This is a genomic window from Streptomyces fildesensis (genome assembly GCF_016107395.1).
Lineage (GTDB): Bacteria > Actinomycetota > Actinomycetes > Streptomycetales > Streptomycetaceae > Actinacidiphila > Actinacidiphila fildesensis.
The window spans coordinates 25,398-44,051 of sequence record NZ_JAAIKO010000041.1; the positions used below are offsets into that span (position 1 = coordinate 25,398).

Here is an 18,654-nt window from a genome sequence, read left to right on the forward strand (position 1 = left end):
GGGAGGTGATGTGAGGGTAGGCTAACCTAACTGCATGTTGGCAGACAGTCCCGCCCACGCACCGGCGGCCGAGAGAGCCGCCCCCCGGCGGCATGACGCGACCCGCGCCGCGGGGCTGCTCGCAGCGACCGGCGTCCTGGTGCTGATCGCGGTCGCGAGCGTCGCGACCGGCGCCAAACCGATCCCGCTCGACCAGGTCTGGCACGGGCTGTTCCACAGCACCGGCACGAGCACCGATGTCGTCGTCCGCGAACTGCGGGTGCCGCGCACCCTGCTCGGGCTGCTGGTCGGCGCCGGGCTCGGACTGGCGGGCGCCATCATGCAGGCGCTGACCCGCAACCCGCTGGCCGACCCCGGGCTGCTCGGCGTCAACGCCGGGGCCTCGGCCGCCGTCGTCTCGGCCATCAGCTTCCTGGGCGTCACCTCGCTGACGGGGTACGTCTGGTTCGCCTTCCTCGGCGCCGCTGCCGTATCGGTCCTGGTGTACGCGCTCGGCGGCAGCCGGGGAGCGACCCCGGTGCGGCTGGCACTGGCCGGCACCGCCCTCACCGCCGCGCTCTACGGCTACGTCAACGCCGTCGAACTGCTGGACACCGCGGCCCTGGACACCATGCGCTTCTGGACGGTCGGTTCGCTCGCGTCCGCGACCATGACCGTCGTCGCCCAGGTCGCGCCGTTCATCGGCGCCGGAGTGCTGCTCGCCCTCGCCCTGGCCCGCCCGCTCAACGCGATCGCACTCGGCGACGACACCGCACGGGCCCTGGGCACCTCGCTGACCCGGACCCGTGTGCTGGCGATGGCCGCCATCACCCTGCTGTGCGGGGCCGCGACCGCCGCCTGCGGGCCGATCGTCTTCATCGGTCTGATGGTGCCGCACATCGTCCGCTCGATCACCGGCCCCGACCTGCGCTGGACGCTTCCGTACGCCGCGATCCTGTCGCCCGTCCTGCTGCTCGGCGCGGACATCGCCGGCCGGCTGGTCGCACGCCCCGGCGAGCTGCAGGCCGGCATCATCACCGCCCTGATCGGCGGGCCCGTCTTCATCCACCTTGTACGCCGCCGAAGGATGGCCCAGCTGTGAGAGGTTCCGTACTGCGCTCCCGGGGCGGGCTGTCGGTCCGCCTCGACACCCGGGCCGCCGGTGTCGTCCTGCTGCTCGCCGTCCTGGCGGCGGCACTCGCGGTGGCGCTCATCGGCACCGGGGACTACCCGATGTCACCCGGTGAGGTGCTCAGCACCCTGACCGGGGGCGGCACCGCCGCCCAGGAGTTCATCGTCAACGATGTACGGCTGCCGCGCGTCCTGGTCGGGCTGCTCGTCGGCGCGGCCCTGGGCATCGCCGGCGCGGTGTTCCAGAGCGTCTCCCGCAATCCGCTCGGCAGTCCCGACGTGATCGGTCTCGGCCAGGGCGCCGCGGCCGGCGCGCTCACCGTCATCGTGCTCTTCCACGGCGGAACGTACGCCGTCACGGGCGGGGCCTTCGCCGGGGCGCTGGTCACCGGGACCGCCGTCTATCTGCTGGCGTGGAAACGCGGCATCCACGGGTACCGCCTCGTCCTCGTCGGAATCGGCGCGGCGGCCGTGCTCGGCGCGGTCAACGGCTATCTGCTCACCCGGGCCGACTACGTCGACGCCGCCCGCGCCGTCGTCTGGCTGACCGGGTCGCTCGACGGCCGGGACTGGACGCAGGTCTGGCCGCTGCTCATCACCTGCGCGGTCCTCGTCCCGCTGGTGCTCGGCCGCGGCCGGGCGCTGCGCATGATCGAGCTGGGCGACGACGCCGCGTACGCGCTGGGGGTCCGGGTGGAACGCACCCGGCTGGTGCTGATGTCCGCCGCCGTCCTGCTCACCGCGGCCGCCACCGCCGCCGCGGGCCCGGTCGCCTTCGTCGCCCTCACCGCGCCGCAGCTCGCCCGCCGGCTCACCCGCTCCGCCGGCCCCAACCTCCTGGCTGCCGCCTGCATGGGCGCCGCGCTGCTGGTCGGCGCCGACTGGGCGGCCCAGCGGCTGTTCGGCGACCGCCTGCTGCCGGCCGGCGTGGTCACCGGGATGCTCGGCGGCGGCTATCTGCTGTGGCTGCTGGTCACCGAACGCAAGGCGGGCCGGATATGACACCCGCGAAGAACACCGACAACCGTCCCGCCGGGAAGGACCCCATGCAGCACCGTGCCGGAGCCCCGCGGCTCACCGCCGAGGGCCTCACCCTCGCCTACGACGAGCGCGTCATCGCCGAGGACCTCTCGGTCGCGATCCCCGACGGCTCCTTCACCGTCATCGTCGGCCCGAACGCCTGCGGCAAGTCGACCCTGTTGCGCGCCCTGTCGCGGATGCTCAGGCCCACGGCGGGTTCCGTGCTGCTCGACGGGCAGGCGATCGGATCGCTCCCCGCGAAGAAGGCCGCACGGATCCTCGGGCTGCTCCCCCAGACCTCGGTCGCGCCCGACGGCATCACCGTCGCCGACCTCGTCGCGCGCGGCCGCTATCCACACCAGGGGCTGTTGCGCCAGTGGTCGCGGGACGACGAACGGATCGTCGACGAGTCGATGGCCGCCACCGCCGTCGGCGACCTCGCCGACCGCTATGTCGACGAGCTCTCCGGCGGGCAGCGCCAGCGCGTCTGGATCGCCATGGCGCTCGCCCAGCAGACCCCGCTGCTGCTGCTCGACGAGCCGACGACGTACCTCGACATCCAGCACCAGATCGAGATCCTCGACCTCTGCGCCGATCTGCACGAGCAGCAGGGCCGCACCCTCGTCGCCGTCCTCCACGACCTCAACCACGCCGCCCGGTACGCCACGCACCTCATCGCGCTGCGGGACGGAAAGGTCGTGGCCGAGGGCGCACCGCGGGACATCGTGACCGCGGACCTGGTGGAACGGGTCTTCGGGCTGCGCTGCCAGGTCATCGGCGACCCCGAGACCGGCACCCCGCTCGTCGTCCCCACCGCGCGCCGCACCCGTACGGCGGGTGCGGCGCCCGTGGCGGTGAGCGGCTGAGGCGGGGCCCGGTCAGGGTGAGGTCACTCGTCCGCGACCCAGCTGCCGTGGAAGCCGAGCGGCACCCGTGCCGGCAGATGGATGCGGGCGAGCGGCTTCCCGGTGAAGTCCTGCGCGGACAGGATCACCAGGTCGGACGCTCCGCGGTCCGGGTTGTGCACATACGCCAGCGTGTAGCCGTCGTCCTCGGCCGCCGTCGGGTGCGGATCGCAGCCGTGCCGGGAGACGAAGACCGCCTCACCGGCCGCGGCGTCCTTCGGCAGCCGGTGCACCTGTGAGGTGCCGCGGACCAGGTCCTGCTTGATCAGCGCGTTGCTGAACGACTCGTCGGGCGGGACGCCGTCGACCGTCTCGTAGGCCGTGAACATCTCGGCGGCCGCCGCCGAGTAGCCGTACCGGTGCCGCCGGGAGACCATCGTCTCGTTGACCCGGGGGAACTCCTGCGGGCGGTCGTCGAGTCGGGCGAACCGCACCTGGCCGTGCGCCAGGTCGATGGTCCACCGGTTCAGTGACGGGGTGGTGAACGACGAGGGACCGTCGGAGCCCCGCCCGTCGACGTAGAAGGGGGCCGGGTAGGTGGTGATGTCCACGACCACCGAGTCGCCCTCGTCGTAGGCGTTGAGGGTGTGCGAGTGGAAGTAGGGCGGCACCTCGAACCAGCGGATCCGCCCGCCGTCGCGCGGCAGCACCCCGACCCGTGACGGATGGTTGTCGTTCCAGATGTACGGCACCAGCTTGCCCGCCTCCGCGGCCACCGGGTCGAACGTGACGGGGATGTCGAAGATGATCACGTACTTCCTGGTGAGCGCGAAGTCGTGCATCATCGGGCTGTCCGCCACCGGGATCCGGGTGGTCCTGACCACCCGTCCCGCATGGTCGACCACGAGGTGCCGGATGTGGTCCCACGTCGGGTAGTAGGTGACGGCGTGCAGCTCACCGGCGTGGGCGTCGTACTTGGTGTGCGCGGTGTACGGGCCGTTCAACGTCCCGCCGAAGTCGTACGTGCCGACGGTGTTGAGTTCCTCGTCGAGCTCGTAGGGCAGCGGCCCGCTCTCCTGCAGCGCCAGCACGCGGCCCTTGTGCGCGATGACATGGGTGTTGTTCGCGAAGTCGTTCTCCGGAACCGGACCGTGGTACGGCTCGCCCAGCTTCTTGGCCACACCGGACGAACGGATCCAGCGGTTGCGGTACCACTCGGCTCGGCCGTCGCGCAGCCGGACGCCGTGCACCATGCCCTCGCCGAGCATGAAGTGATGCGCCCGGGGGTCCTCGAGACCGAGTACGTTCGGGCCGTTCCGCAGATAGCGGCCGTTCAGTTCACGGGGGACGCGGCCGGTGACCGGCAGGTCGAACGCCGCCACCTCCTTCGTCACCGGTGCGAAGGCCCCCTGGAGGAACGGGAAGCTGCTGCCGCCACCCGCCCCTGCCCTCGTCGCCGCGCCGGCCGACGTCAGCCCGGCGGACCCGCCGCCGACCAGCTGTGCCGCGAAACCCCCCGCCGCCACGATCGCCGCGCTGCGTACTACGTCCCGTCGAGTGTGACCCTTCATCGCTGGACTCCCCGTGCTCGCTCGTACTTGCTGACATGCACGAGTCTGCGACAGGAAGACGGCCAGGTCAGTGGGGTTGGGCACCCGGCGATGGTGGTGCCGGACCCCCTATCGGCGCGTGGGGTCCGAGCCCCGCGTCAGGCGGCGGGCAGGCGCCGGCCCGGACGGCGGAAGTGCTCGTACGGCGGGTGCGCCTTGAAGCAGATGTCGAACTGCATGCGGTGGACCGACGGGTCCGGCCGCAACTCCCAACTGAGCATGGAGACCAGGACCGAGTGGCCTTTGGGAACGTTCTCCTCCCGCAGCCCCCGTCCCGCCGCGAACTCGAACTGGGTGGAGGCCGAGGCGAGGACGTCCCGGCTGCCGGTCAGGAAGAGGGTGCTCGCGTGCACGGCGGGACGCAGCCAGTCCCGGTTCTCGTCGTCGTTCCTCCGCTCCAGCCAGGTGGCGTGGTCGCGGTTGGTCCGGGCCTCGTCGGTGCGCACGGTGACCGGTCTGCCGTTGACCAGCCTGCGCCGCAGCTCGGGCCACTTCGTGACGCGCAGTCCCAGCGAGTGATGGACCAGGACCAGGTCGACCCGGCCGCCGCAGCTCTCGATGAGGTTCTCGTACTCCCCCAGGGGCGTGCCTTTGCGCAGCGGCACATGCACGATCGTGCGGGGCGAGTACGCCGCGAACGAGAACAGCGCCGCGAGCCGCGCCAGCCCCTCATGGTCACCGATCAGACAGCCGTACCCGTCCGGATTGCCGAGCGCCGTGTGCCGCAGCGGTTCCCACGGCTGGACGACGCGGTACTCCACCGGCCCGATCCGGGGCCGGAACTCCCGCACCTTCAACTGCATCCGTGGTCTCCCATGAGCCCAGACCGGCGCCCGGCGGCAATTCTCCGCAAGGCGATTTCGGCAGGATGTCGGCGACGACGTCCGAGGACGACCGCATGACATCGGCGATGAACCGGCGCCGCGGCAGCCCGAGATCGCGCAGCGCCGACCCGTGGTCCCAGGCGACGACGACGGTGGCACCGAGCAGCAGCAGCCGCCAGCCGGTCATCACGAGGACGCGCAGCGCCCCGGGCAGTACGCCGAGCGCCTCCCGCAGCCGCAGACAGTGGAACGGGACGTGCCGCCGCTCGTCCGCCAGGATCCGCGCCGCGACCTCGCCGACCAGCGGGTCCCCGGCGCCTTCGCTGACGGCCCGGTAGTACCGCAGGGCCACGACCTCGGCGATCATCAGGACCAGCAACTCAAGTCTCAGGCCGAGCAGTCTGCGCAGCCGGACGAAGACCGAGTCGCTCCAGTGGGCCGCGATGGTCGGCATCCCGCCCGCGCCGAGCAGCAGCGCCAGCAGTCGCGCGTGGTTCTGCTCCTCCGCCACGAACAGCCGGACCGCAGCGGCGTAGTCGCGGTCCCCGGCCTCGTCGGCCTTGCGGATCAGATTCGCTCCGTCGCCGTCCTCGCCGACCTGGAAGCGCTGCAGGCTGCGCGCGAGCGGCCCCGGCAGGCTCGCGCCGGCCGCCCAGTCCGGTTCGCCCTGTGCGCGCCGGCGCTCGATTTCGGCCTCGAATCCCCGTGTCCAGCCGGCGAATGTGGTCACGCTCATGCTGCCCCCGCTCATGCGTCATCTCCGGTGCGATGACGAGGAACATAACATTGAACGTGTTCAAATCCTATGGCGGACCGAACCCGGCACGCAGGAGGCATGACGCGGAGGCGGGCGTCGGCCGCAAAGGCGCGGGCGGGTGGACCACACCCCCGTGTTGGTCCCCCCGCCGGCCTGCCGACCCTTCCCCCGCTGTCCTGAAACGGTTGCTCGGTCGGCGGTGCCCAGCCTCATGGAGGGGGGTGGAGGCCGCAACTCCTTCCATCACGTTCGAAGTGAGGGCGCGGCGGAGCCCCGGTCGTCGGTCGACGACCGGGGCTCGGAAGGACGGTTGATCAGGTGCCGTAGACCTCGAATTCGTAGATCCGGGCCGCGGTGTCGGTGTTCTGGGTGGGCGTGATGACGGCGAGACGGGCGTAGCGGGCGGTGGCGGTGAAGGGGTTGCTGGTGACGTCGGAGGTGTTGCCGCGCACCTGGGCCACCGGGGTCCAGGTGGTGCCGTCCGTGGAGACCTGCAGATCGAAGTCCTTGGTGTCCCAGCCCGCCGACTCCCCGCCGGCGCCGGCGTGCCGCACGGTGATCGAGCTCAGCGCGTGCGATCCGCCGAGGTCGACCTGGAGGGTCTTGGTTCCGGCGGCGCCCGAGCACCACTTGTCGGTGTTGCCTCCGGAGACGCTGCCGTTGACCGCCTTGTCAGGTGTCTCGGTGGTGTTGCAGGAGGCGGACCCGGTGGCGGGCCGGTTCAGCGCCAGGTTGGCCGGGCCGCTGCTGCCGCCCCCGTAGACCTCGAGTTCGTAGATCCGCACGGCGGTGGCTCCGCTGTTGCCGGGTGTGGTGACGGCGAGTTTGACGTAGCGGGCCTGCCGGGCGGCGATGGTGTTGTACGTCCTGCTGGACCGGGAACCGGTGACGGTCGTCGCGGTGGACCACGTCGTGCCGTCGGTGCTGGTCTGGATCTGGTAGGCACCGGTGTTCCAGGCGGTGTTCTCGCCGCCCAGTCCGGCGTGCTTGAGGACGAACGAGGAGACCGTCTGCACGGAACCGAGGTCGACCTGCATCGCCGGGCTCGTCGAGTTCGTGCACCACTTGCTGTTGTTCTTCAGCGTGCCGTCGACGGCCTTGTCCGCCGACTCCGCCGCCGCGCAGGGGGTCGAGGCGGTGGTCACCGGCTTGCCCTGGGCGAGATTCGCACCCAGTTCGGGAGCGGCCGGGACCGAGGTCCCGCCGTCCTGGAAGGACGGCGGCGCGTCGTTGGCGCCGGTGCCCCAGGTGGCGCTCGGCGTTCCGCCCATCGTGTAGTTCAGCGTCCCGCCGCCCGCCACGTCCGGGTAGCGCAGGTAATTGTGGCTGGTGGACGTGCCGTTGACGCTCAGGCCCTGGACGTAGTTCCCGGAGCCCGAGGAGTTGATGGTGATGTCCCCGGCGGCCCGCTGGATCGTGATGGAGGGGAACGTCGGGCCGTGCACGGCGAGCGTGTCGGCGCCGGGGGTGGCCGGGTACATGCCGAGCGCCGCCCAGACGTACCAGGCGGAGGTCGCACCCAGGTCGTCGTTGCCGGGCAGTCCGCCCGGTCCGGTGGTGAACGACTCGGTCATCACCTTGCGCACCGCGTCCGAGGCGCCGGACGGGTGCCGGGCGTAGTCGTACGCCCACGGCACACCGTGTTCCGGCTCGTTGCCGATGTAGTAGTACGGCCGGCTCTGCCCGGCGTTGACCTCGGTGAAGTGGTGGTCCAGTCGCTGCACGGCGGTCTGCCGGCCACCCATCGAGTTGATGAGGTCGGCGAAGTCGTAGGTGACCATCCAGGTGTACTGGGCCGCGTTGCCCTCGGTGAAGGTGGACTGGCTGGCCGGGTCGAGGGGCCAGGGCCAGCTGCCGTCACTGTTGCGCGGGTGCACGAAACCCGACTCGGTGTTGAACGTGTTGCGCCACCACTGGGCGCGCGTCATGTGTGTGTTGTAGCTCGTCGTGTTGCCCAGCGACTTGGCGAACTGCGCCGTCGCGAAGTCGGAGGCCGAGTACTCCAGCGAGTCCGACGGGTCACCGTTGATGTAGTGCAGGCTGGTGAACGTGGACTGCCGGCCGCGGATCGCGGTGCCCTGGGTGGTACCGCCGTTGGAGGACTTCTCCATCAGTGTCAGCGCGGCGGCGGTGTCGAAGTCACGGGCGCCGAAGGCGTACATGCTGCTCACGATGATGGGTCCTGGATCGCCCGTCATCACGAAGTCCTCGTTCGTCTGCTGCGACCATTTGGGCAGCAGGCCGCCCTGCTGGCCGTCGAGGACCATGGACTTGGCGATGTCACTCGCCTCGGTCGGCGCGATCAGCGCGATGAGGGCCGCCCAGGAGCGGTAGATGTCCCAGCCGGAGTAGTTCTGGTAGACCGGGTGGGCGGAGTTGTGCACCGCCCCGTCGAAGCCGCGGTAGTCACCGTTGACGTCACTGGAGATGTTCGGGCTCTGGAAGACGTGGTAGAGCGAGGTGTAGAACTTCTGCAGCTCGGTGGCGCCGCCGCTGGAGACCTGGACCCGGTTGAGGATCTGGTTCCAGGAGGTGTCCGCCGCGGTGCGTACGGCGTTGAAGTCCCAGCCGTTGTTCTCCGTGGTGAGGTTGGTCTTCGCGTTCGCGACGCTGACGTAGGACAGGGCGACCTTGAACTGGACGTTCTGACTGGCCGTGGTGTCGAAGGTGACATAGGCGCCGGTGTTGGTGCCGTTGGCGCTCGCCGAGCCCGCGGTGACCGTGCCGCCGCTCCAGGTGCCGAAGCCGGTGGGGGCCTTGTCGAAGCGGATGTCGAAGAAGATCTGGTACGTCTTCGACGAGCCGCAGAAGCCGCCCGCGGTGACGCTGCCGCTGACCTCCGAGCCGCTGATCTGGACCGAGCCGCTGCGGTTGCCGGTGGCGCTGCGGCTGGTGTTGATCAACAGCCGGGAGGTGGTGCCGGCCGGGTAGACGAGCTTGCCCATGCCGGTGCGCGTGGTCGCGGTCAGCTCGACGTTGGTGGCGTACTTGTCCAGCCGGTTCTTGTAGTAGCCGGGCGCGGCGGCCTCGTTCGCCTTCGTGTAGCCGGACGCGTAGCTGGTCCAGCTGGTGCCGGGTGAGGCGCCGAGCGCTCCGGTGACCGGGAGCATCGGGAGGTCCTCGTTGTTCGAGCAGCCCGCACCGTCGAAGTGGGTGGCGCTGAAGTCCTCGATGGTGGTGTCCGAGGCGCGGTAGCCGGACGGTGAGGCGGTCGGGGTGTCCGGGCTCAGCTGGACGCCGCCGAACGGGACCACGGCGCCCGGATAGGTGCTTCCGCCGGCGCCGCCCGGCACCGGGTTGGGCGCGGTGCTGTCGTCGGTGCCGATGAACGGGTCGACGTACTGGGTCGGGTTGGACACGGCGGCGTGCGCCGGGGGCGAGGCGAACGCGACCGCGCCGACCGCGGTCAGCAGCAGGCAGGAGAAGGCCACACCGAGTCTCAGCAGCGGGGTCGCCCGTTCGGGTGGTGGATTGACGCCCGGGGCAGCACAGTGCCGGACGGAATGCGATCGGAGCACGGAGAACCACCTTGTCGTGGGGGAGGCCGCTCGCCGCGGGGCCAGCGTCCTGAAGGCACGGAGGATGCTCGAAGTGCATGTGAACGTTATCAATCGAAACAGGATTCTTGACGTGTCCCTGATTCCCTGTCAAGAGTGCTCACTGCGCCGCGAATCGCGAGATTGTCCGGACCTGGGCGGCTAAATCGCACCTGTGCGCAGAGTATTGACACGACATCAGGCCACCCCCACAATCCGGGAATCGCTGAGAACGTTACCAAGGCCCGGGGAGGCTTCTCGATGACAGAACCACTCCTGGAGGCGCGGGGGGTGACCAAGCACTTCGGTCATGTCCAGGCTCTCCAGGGCGCTGATTTCACCGCGTGGCCCGGCGAAGTCGTCGCACTCATCGGCGACAACGGCGCCGGGAAGAGCACTCTGGTCAAGACCTTGTCCGGCACCATCAGACCGGACGGCGGGCAGATCCTGGTGGACGGCGCGCCGGTGCGGCTGACCAGCCCGCTGGACGCCCGGCGGTACGGCATCGAGACCGTGTACCAGGACCTGGCGCTCGCCCCGGACCTGGACGCGGCGGCCAATCTGCATCTGGGCCGGGAGCTGTTCCGCGGCGGTCTGCTCGGACGGCTCCATGTGCTCGACCGGGCGGCGATGCGCCGGTCGGCCGTCGCGGCCTTCGCCGAACTCGGGGTCGATCTGCAGGATGTGGGCGTCCCCGTGGCGTCCCTGTCGGGCGGTCAGCGCCAGTCGGTCGCGGTGGCTAGGGCGGTCGCCTTCGCCAATCGGATCATCTTCATGGACGAACCCACCGCCGCACTCGGTGTGGTGCAGCGGGGGCGGGTGCTCGACACCATCAGGCGGGTCCGGGACCGCGGTATTGCCGTCGTCCTGATCAGCCACAACATGCCCGAGGTGCTGTCGGTCGCCGACCGCGTCGAGGTACTGCGGCTCGGCCGCCGGGTGGCGCGGTTCACCGCCGCGCAGTCGTCGGTCGAGGAGCTGGTCGGCGCCATGACCGGGGCACTGGACCCGGCGTCGAACGGTGGCGCAGCGTGAAGTCGGAGACGGCGGGACAGGACATGACGGATACAGGAAAGCCGCGGCTGGAGAAGACGGGAGCCGGGGAGCCGGCGCCCACCGGGTCCCCGATACCGGCCGGGGACGGCTCGCCCGTGCCCGCGGAGGAAGGCTCGCCCGTGCCCCCGAGGCCGCGGTTCACCGTGCCGGGTTGGGCGAAGCGCATCGCGGCGGTCAACGAGGCCTGGACGTTCGGCGTCCTGGTCCTCCTGGTCGCCTTCTTCACCATCGCCGCGCCGGGCACCTTCCTCACCCAGTACGACATCACCCAGATAGCCACCAACGCCGCCATCTACCTGGTGCTCGGCGTCGGCATGACCTTCGTCATCATCGTGGCCGGGATCGATCTGTCGGTCGGCTCGGTCCTCGTGCTGGCCGCTGTGCTGTCCGGCGAGTACACCGTGCACCACGGCGGCGCCGAGTCGGGCTGGGGCACCATCACGGTCGCCGCGCTGATAGCCCTGGCCACCGGGCTGGTGTGGGGCGCGGTCCAGGGGCTGTTGGTGGCCAAGGCCAAGGTGCCGCCGCTGATCGTCACCCTCGGCGGCTTCGGCGCGGCCCTGGGGCTCGCCCAGATCATCACCGGCGGGCAGGACCTGACCGGGGCCGTGTCGGGCAAGCTGCAGCACAGCATCGGGTTCGGCAAGCTCTTCGGGCAGATCCCCTGGCTGGTGGTCATCGCGTTCGGCACCACGGTCCTGTTCGGCCTGGTGCTCGCCTACACCCGGTTCGGCCGCTACACGTACGCGATCGGCTCCAACGCGGAGGGCGCGCGCCGGGTCGGCATCGCGGTGGACCGGCATCTCGTCCTGGTCTACGCCCTGGCCGGACTGCTGGCCGGGCTCGGCAGCGTGATGTGGCTGGCCTACTTCGGCACCACGTCCATCGCCGGCCACTCCACCGACAACCTCAAGGTCATCACCGCGGTCGTGCTCGGCGGCGCCAGTCTCTTCGGCGGGCGCGGTTCGGTGCTCGGCACGGTGATCGGTGTCTTCATCCCGGCGGTCCTGACCACCGGCCTGATCATCATCGGCGTCCAGCAGTACTGGCAGGACGTCGCCATCGGCGTGGTCCTGGTCCTCGCCGTCTACCTCGACCAGTTCCGCAGGCGCAGCCGCGACCGCGGCTGACCGCGGTCCCCGCGCACTCCCCCTCCCCTGCTCCCCCTCGGGCCGCACCCTCACAGAAGGATCTCCGCCATGCACAGAGCCACGAAGTTCGCCGGATGCTGCGCGGTGCTGGCCGTGTTGGCCACCACCGCCGGCTGCAGCAGCGACGACAACGGGTCATCCGGCTCCGGGAAGAAGACCATCCAGCTGATCACCGGAGTCAAGAGCGACCCCTTCTACATCACGATGGCGTGCGCCGCCCAGGCCGAGGCCGCGAAGGTCGGCGTGGACCTCAAGACCAACGGCTCGGCGCAGTGGGACGTTGCGGTGCAGCGGCCGATCATCGACTCGGTCGCCGCCACCCACCCGGACGGCCTGCTGATATCCCCGGTGGACAGCACCGCGCTGACCCCCTCGCTCCAGCAGATCCAGGGCGCGGGCACCAAGGTCGTACTCGTCGACACCTCGGTCACCGAGGCCTCGGTGGGCGTCTCGCGGATCTCCTCCGACAACGAGGCCGGCGGCAAAGCCGCGGCGAAGGCCCTCGCGCAGCTGATGGGCGACAAGGGCTCGGCCATCGTGATCAGTGTCAAGCCCGGGGTCTCCACCACCGATGCCCGGATCAAGGGCTTCACCGAGGAGATGCAGAGCAACCACACCGGGATCACGCTGCTTCCGGTGCTGTACGACAACGACCTGCCGGCCACGGCCGCGTCGCAGATCCAGGCGACCCTCGCCGCGCACCCCGACCTCGGCGGCGTCTTCGCGGGCAACACCAACACCGCCCAGGGCGTGTCCACCGGACTGCAGGCCGCCGGAAAGCAGGGCAAGGTCAAGGTCGCCGCGTTCGACGCGGAACCCGACGAGATCACCGCGCTCAAGAACGGCACCCTGGACGTCCTGGTCGCGCAGGACCCGGGCGGCATCGGCACCCAGGGCGTCGATCAGGCGCTGGCCGCGATCCAGGGCAAGAAGGTGACCGCGCAGATCGGAACTCCCATGGTCGCCATCACCAAGGAGAACATGACGGATCCCGCCATCACCAAGTACTTCTACAAGTCCGCCTGCTGATTCCCGGGCCGGCGGCGGGACCTGGGGGTTCACCCGGTCCCGCCCCCGGTCCCGGCGGCATGGGTGGGTAACGTTGGCGCCGCCGGTGCCCGGACCGCACGCGGGGAGTGCGGAGGGTCCCGCCGGCCATCAACCACGCGTCGGATTCCGGCACCGCACCGGAACCCGTCGATGAGGAGGCCCGTGAAGCGCCCGACGATGAAGGACGTGGCCCGCGCCGCGGGAGTCAGTCCGATGACGGTCTCCCGTGTCATATCCGGCGAGTCGGCCGTGTCCCCGGACACCACGGCCCGAGTCGAGCAGGCGGTGCGGAAGCTGGGGTACCAGCGCAACGACAACGCGCGGAACCTGCGGTCGAAGAACCTGGGGACGTCCACCATCGGTCTGGTGGTGGACGATCTGGCGAACCCGTTCTACGCCCTGATGGCGCGGTCCGTGGAGGACGAGGCGCACCGGCGCGGCTATCTGGTCCTGGTCGGCAGCACCAACGACGAGCCGCGCCGGGAGCAGGAGGTCGTCGCGGCGTTCTGCGCCCGGCAGGTCGACGGGCTGATCCTCGTGCCGACCATCGGCAGTCACGGATTCCTCAAGCAGCCGATGGAGGGCGGCACCCGGGTCGTCTGTGTCGACCGGCCCGCCAAGGGGCTGGCGGTCGACACCGTCACCGTCGACAACCGCGCCGGGGCGAACCGGGCCGTCACCCATCTGCTGGACCACGGGCACACCCGGATCGCCTATCTCGGTGACCGGTTCGGCATCTGGACCCAGCGCGAGCGCTACGCGGGTTATCAGGAGGCCCTGGCGGCCCGGGGGGTGACGGAGGATCCCGAACTGGTGCGGCACGAACTGCGCTCCCAGCCCGACGCGGCCGCGGCGCTGGCGGAGTTGCGCGCCCTGCGCCACCCGCCGACCGCGCTGTTCACCAGCAACGACCTCATCACCATCGGTGTCATGGACGGTCTCGGCCAGGCCGAGGGCGGTCTGTTCGACCGGATCGCGATCGTCGGCTTCGACGACTTCCCGCTCGCCGAGCGGCTGAGCCCGCCGCTGACGGTGGTGAGCCAGGACCCGGTGGCGCTCGGCAGCACCGCGGCGAACCTGCTCTTCTCGCGGATCGACGGCGACCGCTCGGCGCCGCGTTCGGTGATCCTGCTGACCCGTTTCATCGTCCGCGGCTCCGGCGAGACTCCGGCCGCCGGGCGCAGGCCCGTCTGACATACCGGGTGTGGGCCGTACCTCACCGAGGCACGGCCCACACCGGTCCGCCGCCGGGCCCCCACCCGGATGACGGACGATCAGGCGGCGCATGCCCGGAACGCGGTGCGCTGTGCGCGCTCGCTCGGGCTGATGACACGCACGTCTGGTCCAGACATCTCCGACCCTACGAGCCGAGCCGCAGCAAGTCCATGACTTGACGCAAAACATCGATCGTTGCCCGCAAGGTTGAGAACCGGCCATACGCCGATGCATCGCCCTGCCACCAACTCGATCCCGCCGCGACGCCGTTCCGCCGCGCGGCGCCCCACGCACAGCCCTTGACGCCGGCCCGGGCCGTCCCCTAAGAATACGAACGCGACACGCGTTCATGTTTTGTGCCGGTGCTCGCAGGACGAGGCCGGGCCGGGGTGACGGCCGCCGACGCCGTCCTGCAACTGGCCTTCAGGACCGACCCCCTCGGCGATCCCGCGATGCTCGCCTCGGCCAAGCGGATCGTCACGCTCTATCTCTCCGATGTGGTCACCGACCCGGCGTATCTGCGCGCCTGAGAACCGGGTCCAGGTCGCGCGCCGCGTACGCGACGCCGGGACCGGACCCGGAACCGACAGCGGTCAGGGCTCGTGCGTGTAGAAGATGTAGTACGAGGCAGCCGCGGCCGCCGCCCCGAAGAAGATGCCCATGCCGACGCACCTGAGGATGCTCTCGTCGGTCAGGCTGTGCAGGAATCCGACCGAGCAGCCGGTCAGCGTCCCGTAGGCGGCGGCACGCAGCTCGCGCGGCAGCGCCTTCTGCGTTCTGCCGAGCAGGAAGCACAGCACGGCCAACGCGAGACCGGCCACCACACCGAGCCCGATGTCACCGGCGGTGAGCCCCTCGCCCCCGCGCGCGATGAAGACCGCCCAGACGCCGTAGATCACGCCCAGCGTCACGGGCAGTGCCACCCCGAGCGAGCCCTGGTGCCGTACCGGCACGGTTGTGGAAGCGGCCATGACGGAACTCCTTCCGCTGTCTCCCTCCAGGTCACACCCGCACGCCCCGCACGGCAAGTGGATCAACGACCACCCCCGGCGCGACTGCCCTGACGGGCCCGCGGGAGTCCGGGAACCGCTAGGTGGCGGCCGGCGCGGTGGCGTGCAGGGGGTTGTGCTCCCGGCCGCCCGAATGGCGGTTCCGCCAGACAGTGAAGACCGTCACGGCCACCGTGCTCCAGGCGATGAGCACCAGGTACGGGAAGACGAACTGGTGCCCCGCGAAGTAGATGGCGTTGTGCTGGGCGTTCACCGAGGCGCCCGGCGGCAGCCACCGGCCGATGTGCCCCAGCGGGGACGGCAGCAGCGGCCAGGACACCGCGCCGCCCGACGACGGGTTGCCGAGCAGCACCATCAGGCCCCAGGTCGGGATCATCGCCCACCGCCCGACGAGCGTGTTGAACATGGTGAAGACCATGCCCGAGGTGAACATCGTCAGTGCCAGGATCAGCCAGGACTGCGCGAACGGCAGGTCCAGCACGCCCAGCGGCCAGTCCACCACCGCGCAGATGACGAATCCGCCGAGGGCCGAGTACAGGGCGGTGAACGCGATCCGCTCCCCCGCGTTGAGCGCCCTGGCGTGCACACTCAGCTGGATCGCCCCGACGAAGCCGATGATGACGGCGGCCAGCGAGATGTAGAACAGCGCGAGCCCCTGCGGGTCGGTGGACTGCAGCGGTCTGATGTCCCGCACCGTCACCGGGGTCCCCAGCACGGCACCGACCTTCGGCGCGGCGGCCGTCAGCAGCCGGGAGACCGACGCACCGGCCGCACCGGACGTATCGAGCCGCACCGCCGCAGGTCGGAGCTCGATGATCGCGAAGGCCTTCTGGTCTTCGATGGCCCCGACCGCCTGGTCGTAGGTCGCATAACGCCGTACGACGAGCGAGGCGCCGAGTGCCTTCTCCATGCCGGCCACGAACGCCTCGCCCTTGTCGGAGTTCCCCGTCACCGCCGTGGGAATCCGGTGCGGAGTCGGGTTGGCCATCGCCTAGCAATAAGACCCCCGGCGAAGAGCCCGGCCGCCGCCGCCACGATGAAGACCAGCACCACAGCAGGAAGAAACGGCGACCGCTTGAACGCCCTCCACCCCTCAGAAAGAGAACGCGCCCTACCCTGCGCACCGTGCTCGGCTTCCATACCGCCACGCTAGGCGCGACCGCAGCCCACGCACCCGCTGGAGTGGGCCAAGCGGGACTCACCGGTGCGCGGATCGAACGGACCCGCGCACCGGTCACGCGGCACCGGACGCAGAGCGGCGGCTGACTGCTGATGGGATCGGCTCCCGCCGACCGAGCGGGCGGCGCGGCGGCGATCGAGGAGACCGGCTTCGAGCTGGGCAACGTGCTCGGCATCGTCTTCCTCGGAAGCCTGGCCACGGTTTTCCACCACGGCAATCTCGTGGTCCCGGCCGGTGTCCCGGAGAGCGTGGCGGAGACCGCCAAGGACTCGCTGGGCGAGGCGGTCGTGGCCGCCGGACAACTCGGCGGGCCGGAGGGCACCGCGCTCACGGAAGCCGCCAGGACCGCGTTCACGGACGCCTTCGACACCACCGGATGGATCGCCGCCGCGGTCCTCATCGTGTCGGCTGCCGCGGTGATGGTTCTGGCGCCCGCCACCAGATTCCGCGGCGGCCACTGAGGCAGCCGCTGAACGGGCCCGGCCCCGGCCCGACCGGCTCCGCGCTGGGCCGTTCGGGTCACCGCGGCCGGGTGAGGTGCGCCGCACGGGCGACCCGGCCACCGCAGCCGATTGACCACCGGCCTCCCTGGTACCCCTCCTCCCATGCGACCTTCTCGAAGCACGGCCCACCGCCTCGGGGCGCTGGCACTGACCGCCGCGCTTCTCGGCGGCTGGCCCCAGGCGACCGCGTCCGCCGCGCCGGAACCGTCCCTCGACGCCACCGTCGAGGCCGTCCCCATGGAGAAGCTGGTCGACACCTACCGCGCCGGCTGCCCGGTGGGACCGGACGACCTGCGGCTGATCCGGATGAACTACTGGGGCTACGACGGGACGGTGCATGCCGGCGAACTGATCGTCCACAAGAACGTCGTCGATCCCGTGGTGGCCGTCTTCACCAAGGCGTTCGCGGCGCGTTTCCCCATCGCGCGGATGCAGGTGATGGCCGACTTCCACGGCGACGACGAGGCCGCGATGCGGGCCGACAACACCTCGGCCTTCAACTGCCGCCAGGTCACCGGGGATCCGGGGACGGAGTCGCAGCACTCCTACGGCGACGCCATCGACATCAACACCGTCGAGAACCCCTATGTCGACGTCAACGGCCAGGTCCACCCCAGCGACGCGGCCGAGTTCCTGAACCGCGACCGGTCCGTACCGGGGATGATCCGGCCGGGCGATGTCGTGCACAGCGCCATGCAGGCCATCGGCTGGCAGTGGGGCGGCCGCTGGGACAACCCCGACTACCAGCACTTCTCCCGGAACGGCCGAAGCCTGTGACCGGCCGGGGTCGAGCGACGCATGAGGACCTGACCCGTCACCTGGCCCGGGCCGGGACGGCCGCGGCCGGTTCTTCGCCGATGACCTGTACGTCGCTGTCGCACAGCACCTGACGGCATCCGTCGCACAGCAGCCCCGGCGCGAAGTCCGCGCCGCAGCCCAGGTGGGTGGAGAGCAGGGCCGGTCCCTCGGGGGCCAGGAACCAATGCTGGCCCCAGTCGATCAGGGTCATCACGACGGGGAAGAAGGCGCGGCCCTTCGCGGTGAGCCGGTACGAGCCGCGGCCCGGTTCGCCCGGCAGGGCCTCCAGCACGCCCAGCGCGCAGAAGGTCCGCAGCCGGTCGGCGATCATCGCCGGCGGGGCGCCGAGCCGCTGCTGGAACTCGCCGAAGCGGTGCGCGCCGAGGAACGCCGCGCCGAGCAGCCCGACCGACCAGCGGTTGCCGATCAGGGACATCGTCTCGGGGAACAGCCCGGCACCGCCCTCCGCGCCCGCGGCGCTGCGCCGCCGGGTGGCGCCCGACGGGATGGAGCGTCCGGCGGCTCCGCTCGGGCCGAGAACGCTGCTCACGTCGCGCGGACGCACCGGCTGCTCGCAGCCGCCGCACACCATGACGGGTTCCATGTGCTGCCCGCAGCCGCGATGCCGCATCCACGGCAGCCGCTCGCTGTGGGCGTCGACCCAGCGGTACTCCCAGCCCCAGATCGAGACCAGCACCGGCCGGATCTCCCGCCCGCGCGGCGTCAGCTGGTACGCGTAACGGACCGGCCGCTGCTGGTACGCATCGCGCACCAGCAGCCCCATGTCGGTCAGCCGGGCGAGCCGGGCGGTCAGCACCGCGTTGGAGATCGGCAGCCGGTCGTGCCAGTCCTGGTACCGGCGGACGCCCTGCAGCGCGTAGCGGAGGATCAGCAGCGTCCACTCGTCGCCCAGCAGGCCGAGTGCCACCGCGATCGCGTTCTGCCCGCCGGGCGGCAGCTCGGTCGGTGCGGCGTCGTCCACTCGGCTC

The 18,654-nt window shown here is 70.8% G+C and carries 15 protein-coding genes and 2 pseudogenes; 10 read left to right on the top strand and 7 right to left on the bottom strand.

The window, feature by feature from the left end:
* Nucleotides 1-34: 34 nt before the first annotated feature.
* The 3 genes from C6N31_RS34045 to C6N31_RS34055 are packed head-to-tail and all read left to right on the top strand — an operon-like array spanning nt 35 to nt 2,996.
* Nucleotides 35-1,081, top strand: coding sequence for a FecCD family ABC transporter permease (locus C6N31_RS34045; protein ID WP_138353448.1), 1,047 nt, complete (start codon nt 35-37; stop codon nt 1,079-1,081).
* Nucleotides 1,078-2,112, top strand: coding sequence for a FecCD family ABC transporter permease (locus C6N31_RS34050; RefSeq protein ID WP_198358976.1), 1,035 nt, complete (start codon nt 1,078-1,080; stop codon nt 2,110-2,112). Before C6N31_RS34045 ends, C6N31_RS34050 begins: the two co-directional genes overlap by 4 nt.
* A gap of 44 nt (nt 2,113-2,156) precedes the next feature.
* Complete coding sequence (locus C6N31_RS34055; RefSeq protein ID WP_138353492.1) at nt 2,157-2,996, top strand: ABC transporter ATP-binding protein; 840 nt, start codon at nt 2,157-2,159, stop codon at nt 2,994-2,996.
* Between the two features lie 23 nt (nt 2,997-3,019).
* On the opposite strand, the gene C6N31_RS34060 is transcribed toward C6N31_RS34055, so the two are convergent.
* From C6N31_RS34060 to C6N31_RS34075, 4 genes and pseudogenes are all read right to left on the bottom strand, one after another.
* A complete protein-coding gene (locus tag C6N31_RS34060; RefSeq protein ID WP_198358977.1) occupies nt 3,020-4,546 on the bottom strand; it encodes a carotenoid oxygenase family protein in 1,527 nt (508 codons plus the stop codon).
* A gap of 137 nt (nt 4,547-4,683) precedes the next feature.
* The gene (locus C6N31_RS34065; RefSeq protein ID WP_307811575.1) at nt 4,684-5,346 is read right to left on the bottom strand and encodes a hypothetical protein; all 663 of its coding nucleotides are present in this window, start codon (nt 5,344-5,346) and stop codon (nt 4,684-4,686) included.
* Between the two features lie 91 nt (nt 5,347-5,437).
* Nucleotides 5,438-6,145 (bottom strand): annotated as a pseudogene (locus C6N31_RS34070) (ferritin-like domain-containing protein); the annotation flags it as partial.
* 335 nt (nt 6,146-6,480) lie between these two features.
* Entirely contained in the window at nt 6,481-9,684 is a 3,204-nt protein-coding gene (locus tag C6N31_RS34075) for a GH92 family glycosyl hydrolase (protein ID WP_198358978.1), read from the bottom strand.
* A gap of 279 nt (nt 9,685-9,963) precedes the next feature.
* On the opposite strand from C6N31_RS34075, the gene C6N31_RS34080 reads away from it, so the two are divergent.
* The 5 genes from C6N31_RS34080 (at nt 9,964) to C6N31_RS34100 (ending at nt 14,704) form a co-directional block, all read left to right on the top strand.
* A complete protein-coding gene (locus tag C6N31_RS34080; RefSeq protein ID WP_164292761.1) occupies nt 9,964-10,737 on the top strand; it encodes an ATP-binding cassette domain-containing protein in 774 nt (257 codons plus the stop codon).
* Between the two features lie 23 nt (nt 10,738-10,760).
* Nucleotides 10,761-11,888, top strand: coding sequence for an ABC transporter permease (locus tag C6N31_RS34085; protein WP_138353443.1), 1,128 nt, complete (start codon nt 10,761-10,763; stop codon nt 11,886-11,888).
* A gap of 69 nt (nt 11,889-11,957) precedes the next feature.
* Nucleotides 11,958-12,938 carry an ABC transporter substrate-binding protein gene (locus C6N31_RS34090; RefSeq protein WP_138353442.1) on the top strand — a complete coding sequence of 327 codons (981 nt, stop codon included), beginning with the start codon at nt 11,958-11,960 and terminating at the stop codon, nt 12,936-12,938.
* Between the two features lie 183 nt (nt 12,939-13,121).
* Nucleotides 13,122-14,153: a LacI family DNA-binding transcriptional regulator gene (locus C6N31_RS34095; protein ID WP_244808979.1), complete on the top strand. Its 1,032-nt coding sequence runs from the start codon at nt 13,122-13,124 to the stop codon at nt 14,151-14,153.
* 383 nt (nt 14,154-14,536) lie between these two features.
* The gene (locus C6N31_RS34100) at nt 14,537-14,704 is read left to right on the top strand and encodes a hypothetical protein (RefSeq protein ID WP_187144744.1); all 168 of its coding nucleotides are present in this window, start codon (nt 14,537-14,539) and stop codon (nt 14,702-14,704) included.
* Nucleotides 14,705-14,767: 63 nt separating this feature from the next.
* On the opposite strand, the gene C6N31_RS34105 is transcribed toward C6N31_RS34100, so the two are convergent.
* Nucleotides 14,768-15,145 carry a hypothetical protein gene (locus C6N31_RS34105; protein WP_232486000.1) on the bottom strand — a complete coding sequence of 126 codons (378 nt, stop codon included), beginning with the start codon at nt 15,143-15,145 and terminating at the stop codon, nt 14,768-14,770.
* A gap of 118 nt (nt 15,146-15,263) precedes the next feature.
* A pseudogene (locus C6N31_RS34110) lies at nt 15,264-16,324 on the bottom strand (ABC-2 transporter permease).
* A 132-nt stretch (nt 16,325-16,456) separates the two neighbouring features.
* Here C6N31_RS34110 and C6N31_RS34115 point away from each other — a divergent pair.
* Nucleotides 16,457-16,825, top strand: a complete 369-nt coding sequence (locus tag C6N31_RS34115; protein WP_138353441.1) for an MFS transporter — start codon at nt 16,457-16,459, stop codon at nt 16,823-16,825.
* Nucleotides 16,826-16,969: 144 nt separating this feature from the next.
* A complete protein-coding gene (locus tag C6N31_RS34120) occupies nt 16,970-17,644 on the top strand; it encodes a M15 family metallopeptidase (RefSeq protein ID WP_198358979.1) in 675 nt (224 codons plus the stop codon).
* Nucleotides 17,645-17,681: 37 nt separating this feature from the next.
* Here the strand turns inward: C6N31_RS34120 and C6N31_RS34125 are convergent, their stop codons facing one another.
* Nucleotides 17,682-18,647, bottom strand: a complete 966-nt coding sequence (locus C6N31_RS34125; RefSeq protein WP_138353439.1) for a winged helix-turn-helix transcriptional regulator — start codon at nt 18,645-18,647, stop codon at nt 17,682-17,684.
* Nucleotides 18,648-18,654: the final 7 nt, after the last annotated feature.

Coding starts and splice junctions, on each gene's coding strand:
- C6N31_RS34045 (WP_138353448.1), top strand. CDS start 35: ATGTTGGCAGACAGTCCCGCCCACGCACCGGCGGCCGAGAGAGCCGCC.
- C6N31_RS34055 (WP_138353492.1), top strand. CDS start 2,157: ATGCAGCACCGTGCCGGAGCCCCGCGGCTCACCGCCGAGGGCCTCACC.
- C6N31_RS34060 (WP_198358977.1), bottom strand. CDS start 4,546: ATGAAGGGTCACACTCGACGGGACGTAGTACGCAGCGCGGCGATCGTG.
- C6N31_RS34080 (WP_164292761.1), top strand. CDS start 9,964: ATGACAGAACCACTCCTGGAGGCGCGGGGGGTGACCAAGCACTTCGGT.
- C6N31_RS34085 (WP_138353443.1), top strand. CDS start 10,761: ATGACGGATACAGGAAAGCCGCGGCTGGAGAAGACGGGAGCCGGGGAG.
- C6N31_RS34090 (WP_138353442.1), top strand. CDS start 11,958: ATGCACAGAGCCACGAAGTTCGCCGGATGCTGCGCGGTGCTGGCCGTG.
- C6N31_RS34105 (WP_232486000.1), bottom strand. CDS start 15,145: ATGGCCGCTTCCACAACCGTGCCGGTACGGCACCAGGGCTCGCTCGGG.
- C6N31_RS34115 (WP_138353441.1), top strand. CDS start 16,457: ATGGGATCGGCTCCCGCCGACCGAGCGGGCGGCGCGGCGGCGATCGAG.
- C6N31_RS34120 (WP_198358979.1), top strand. CDS start 16,970: ATGCGACCTTCTCGAAGCACGGCCCACCGCCTCGGGGCGCTGGCACTG.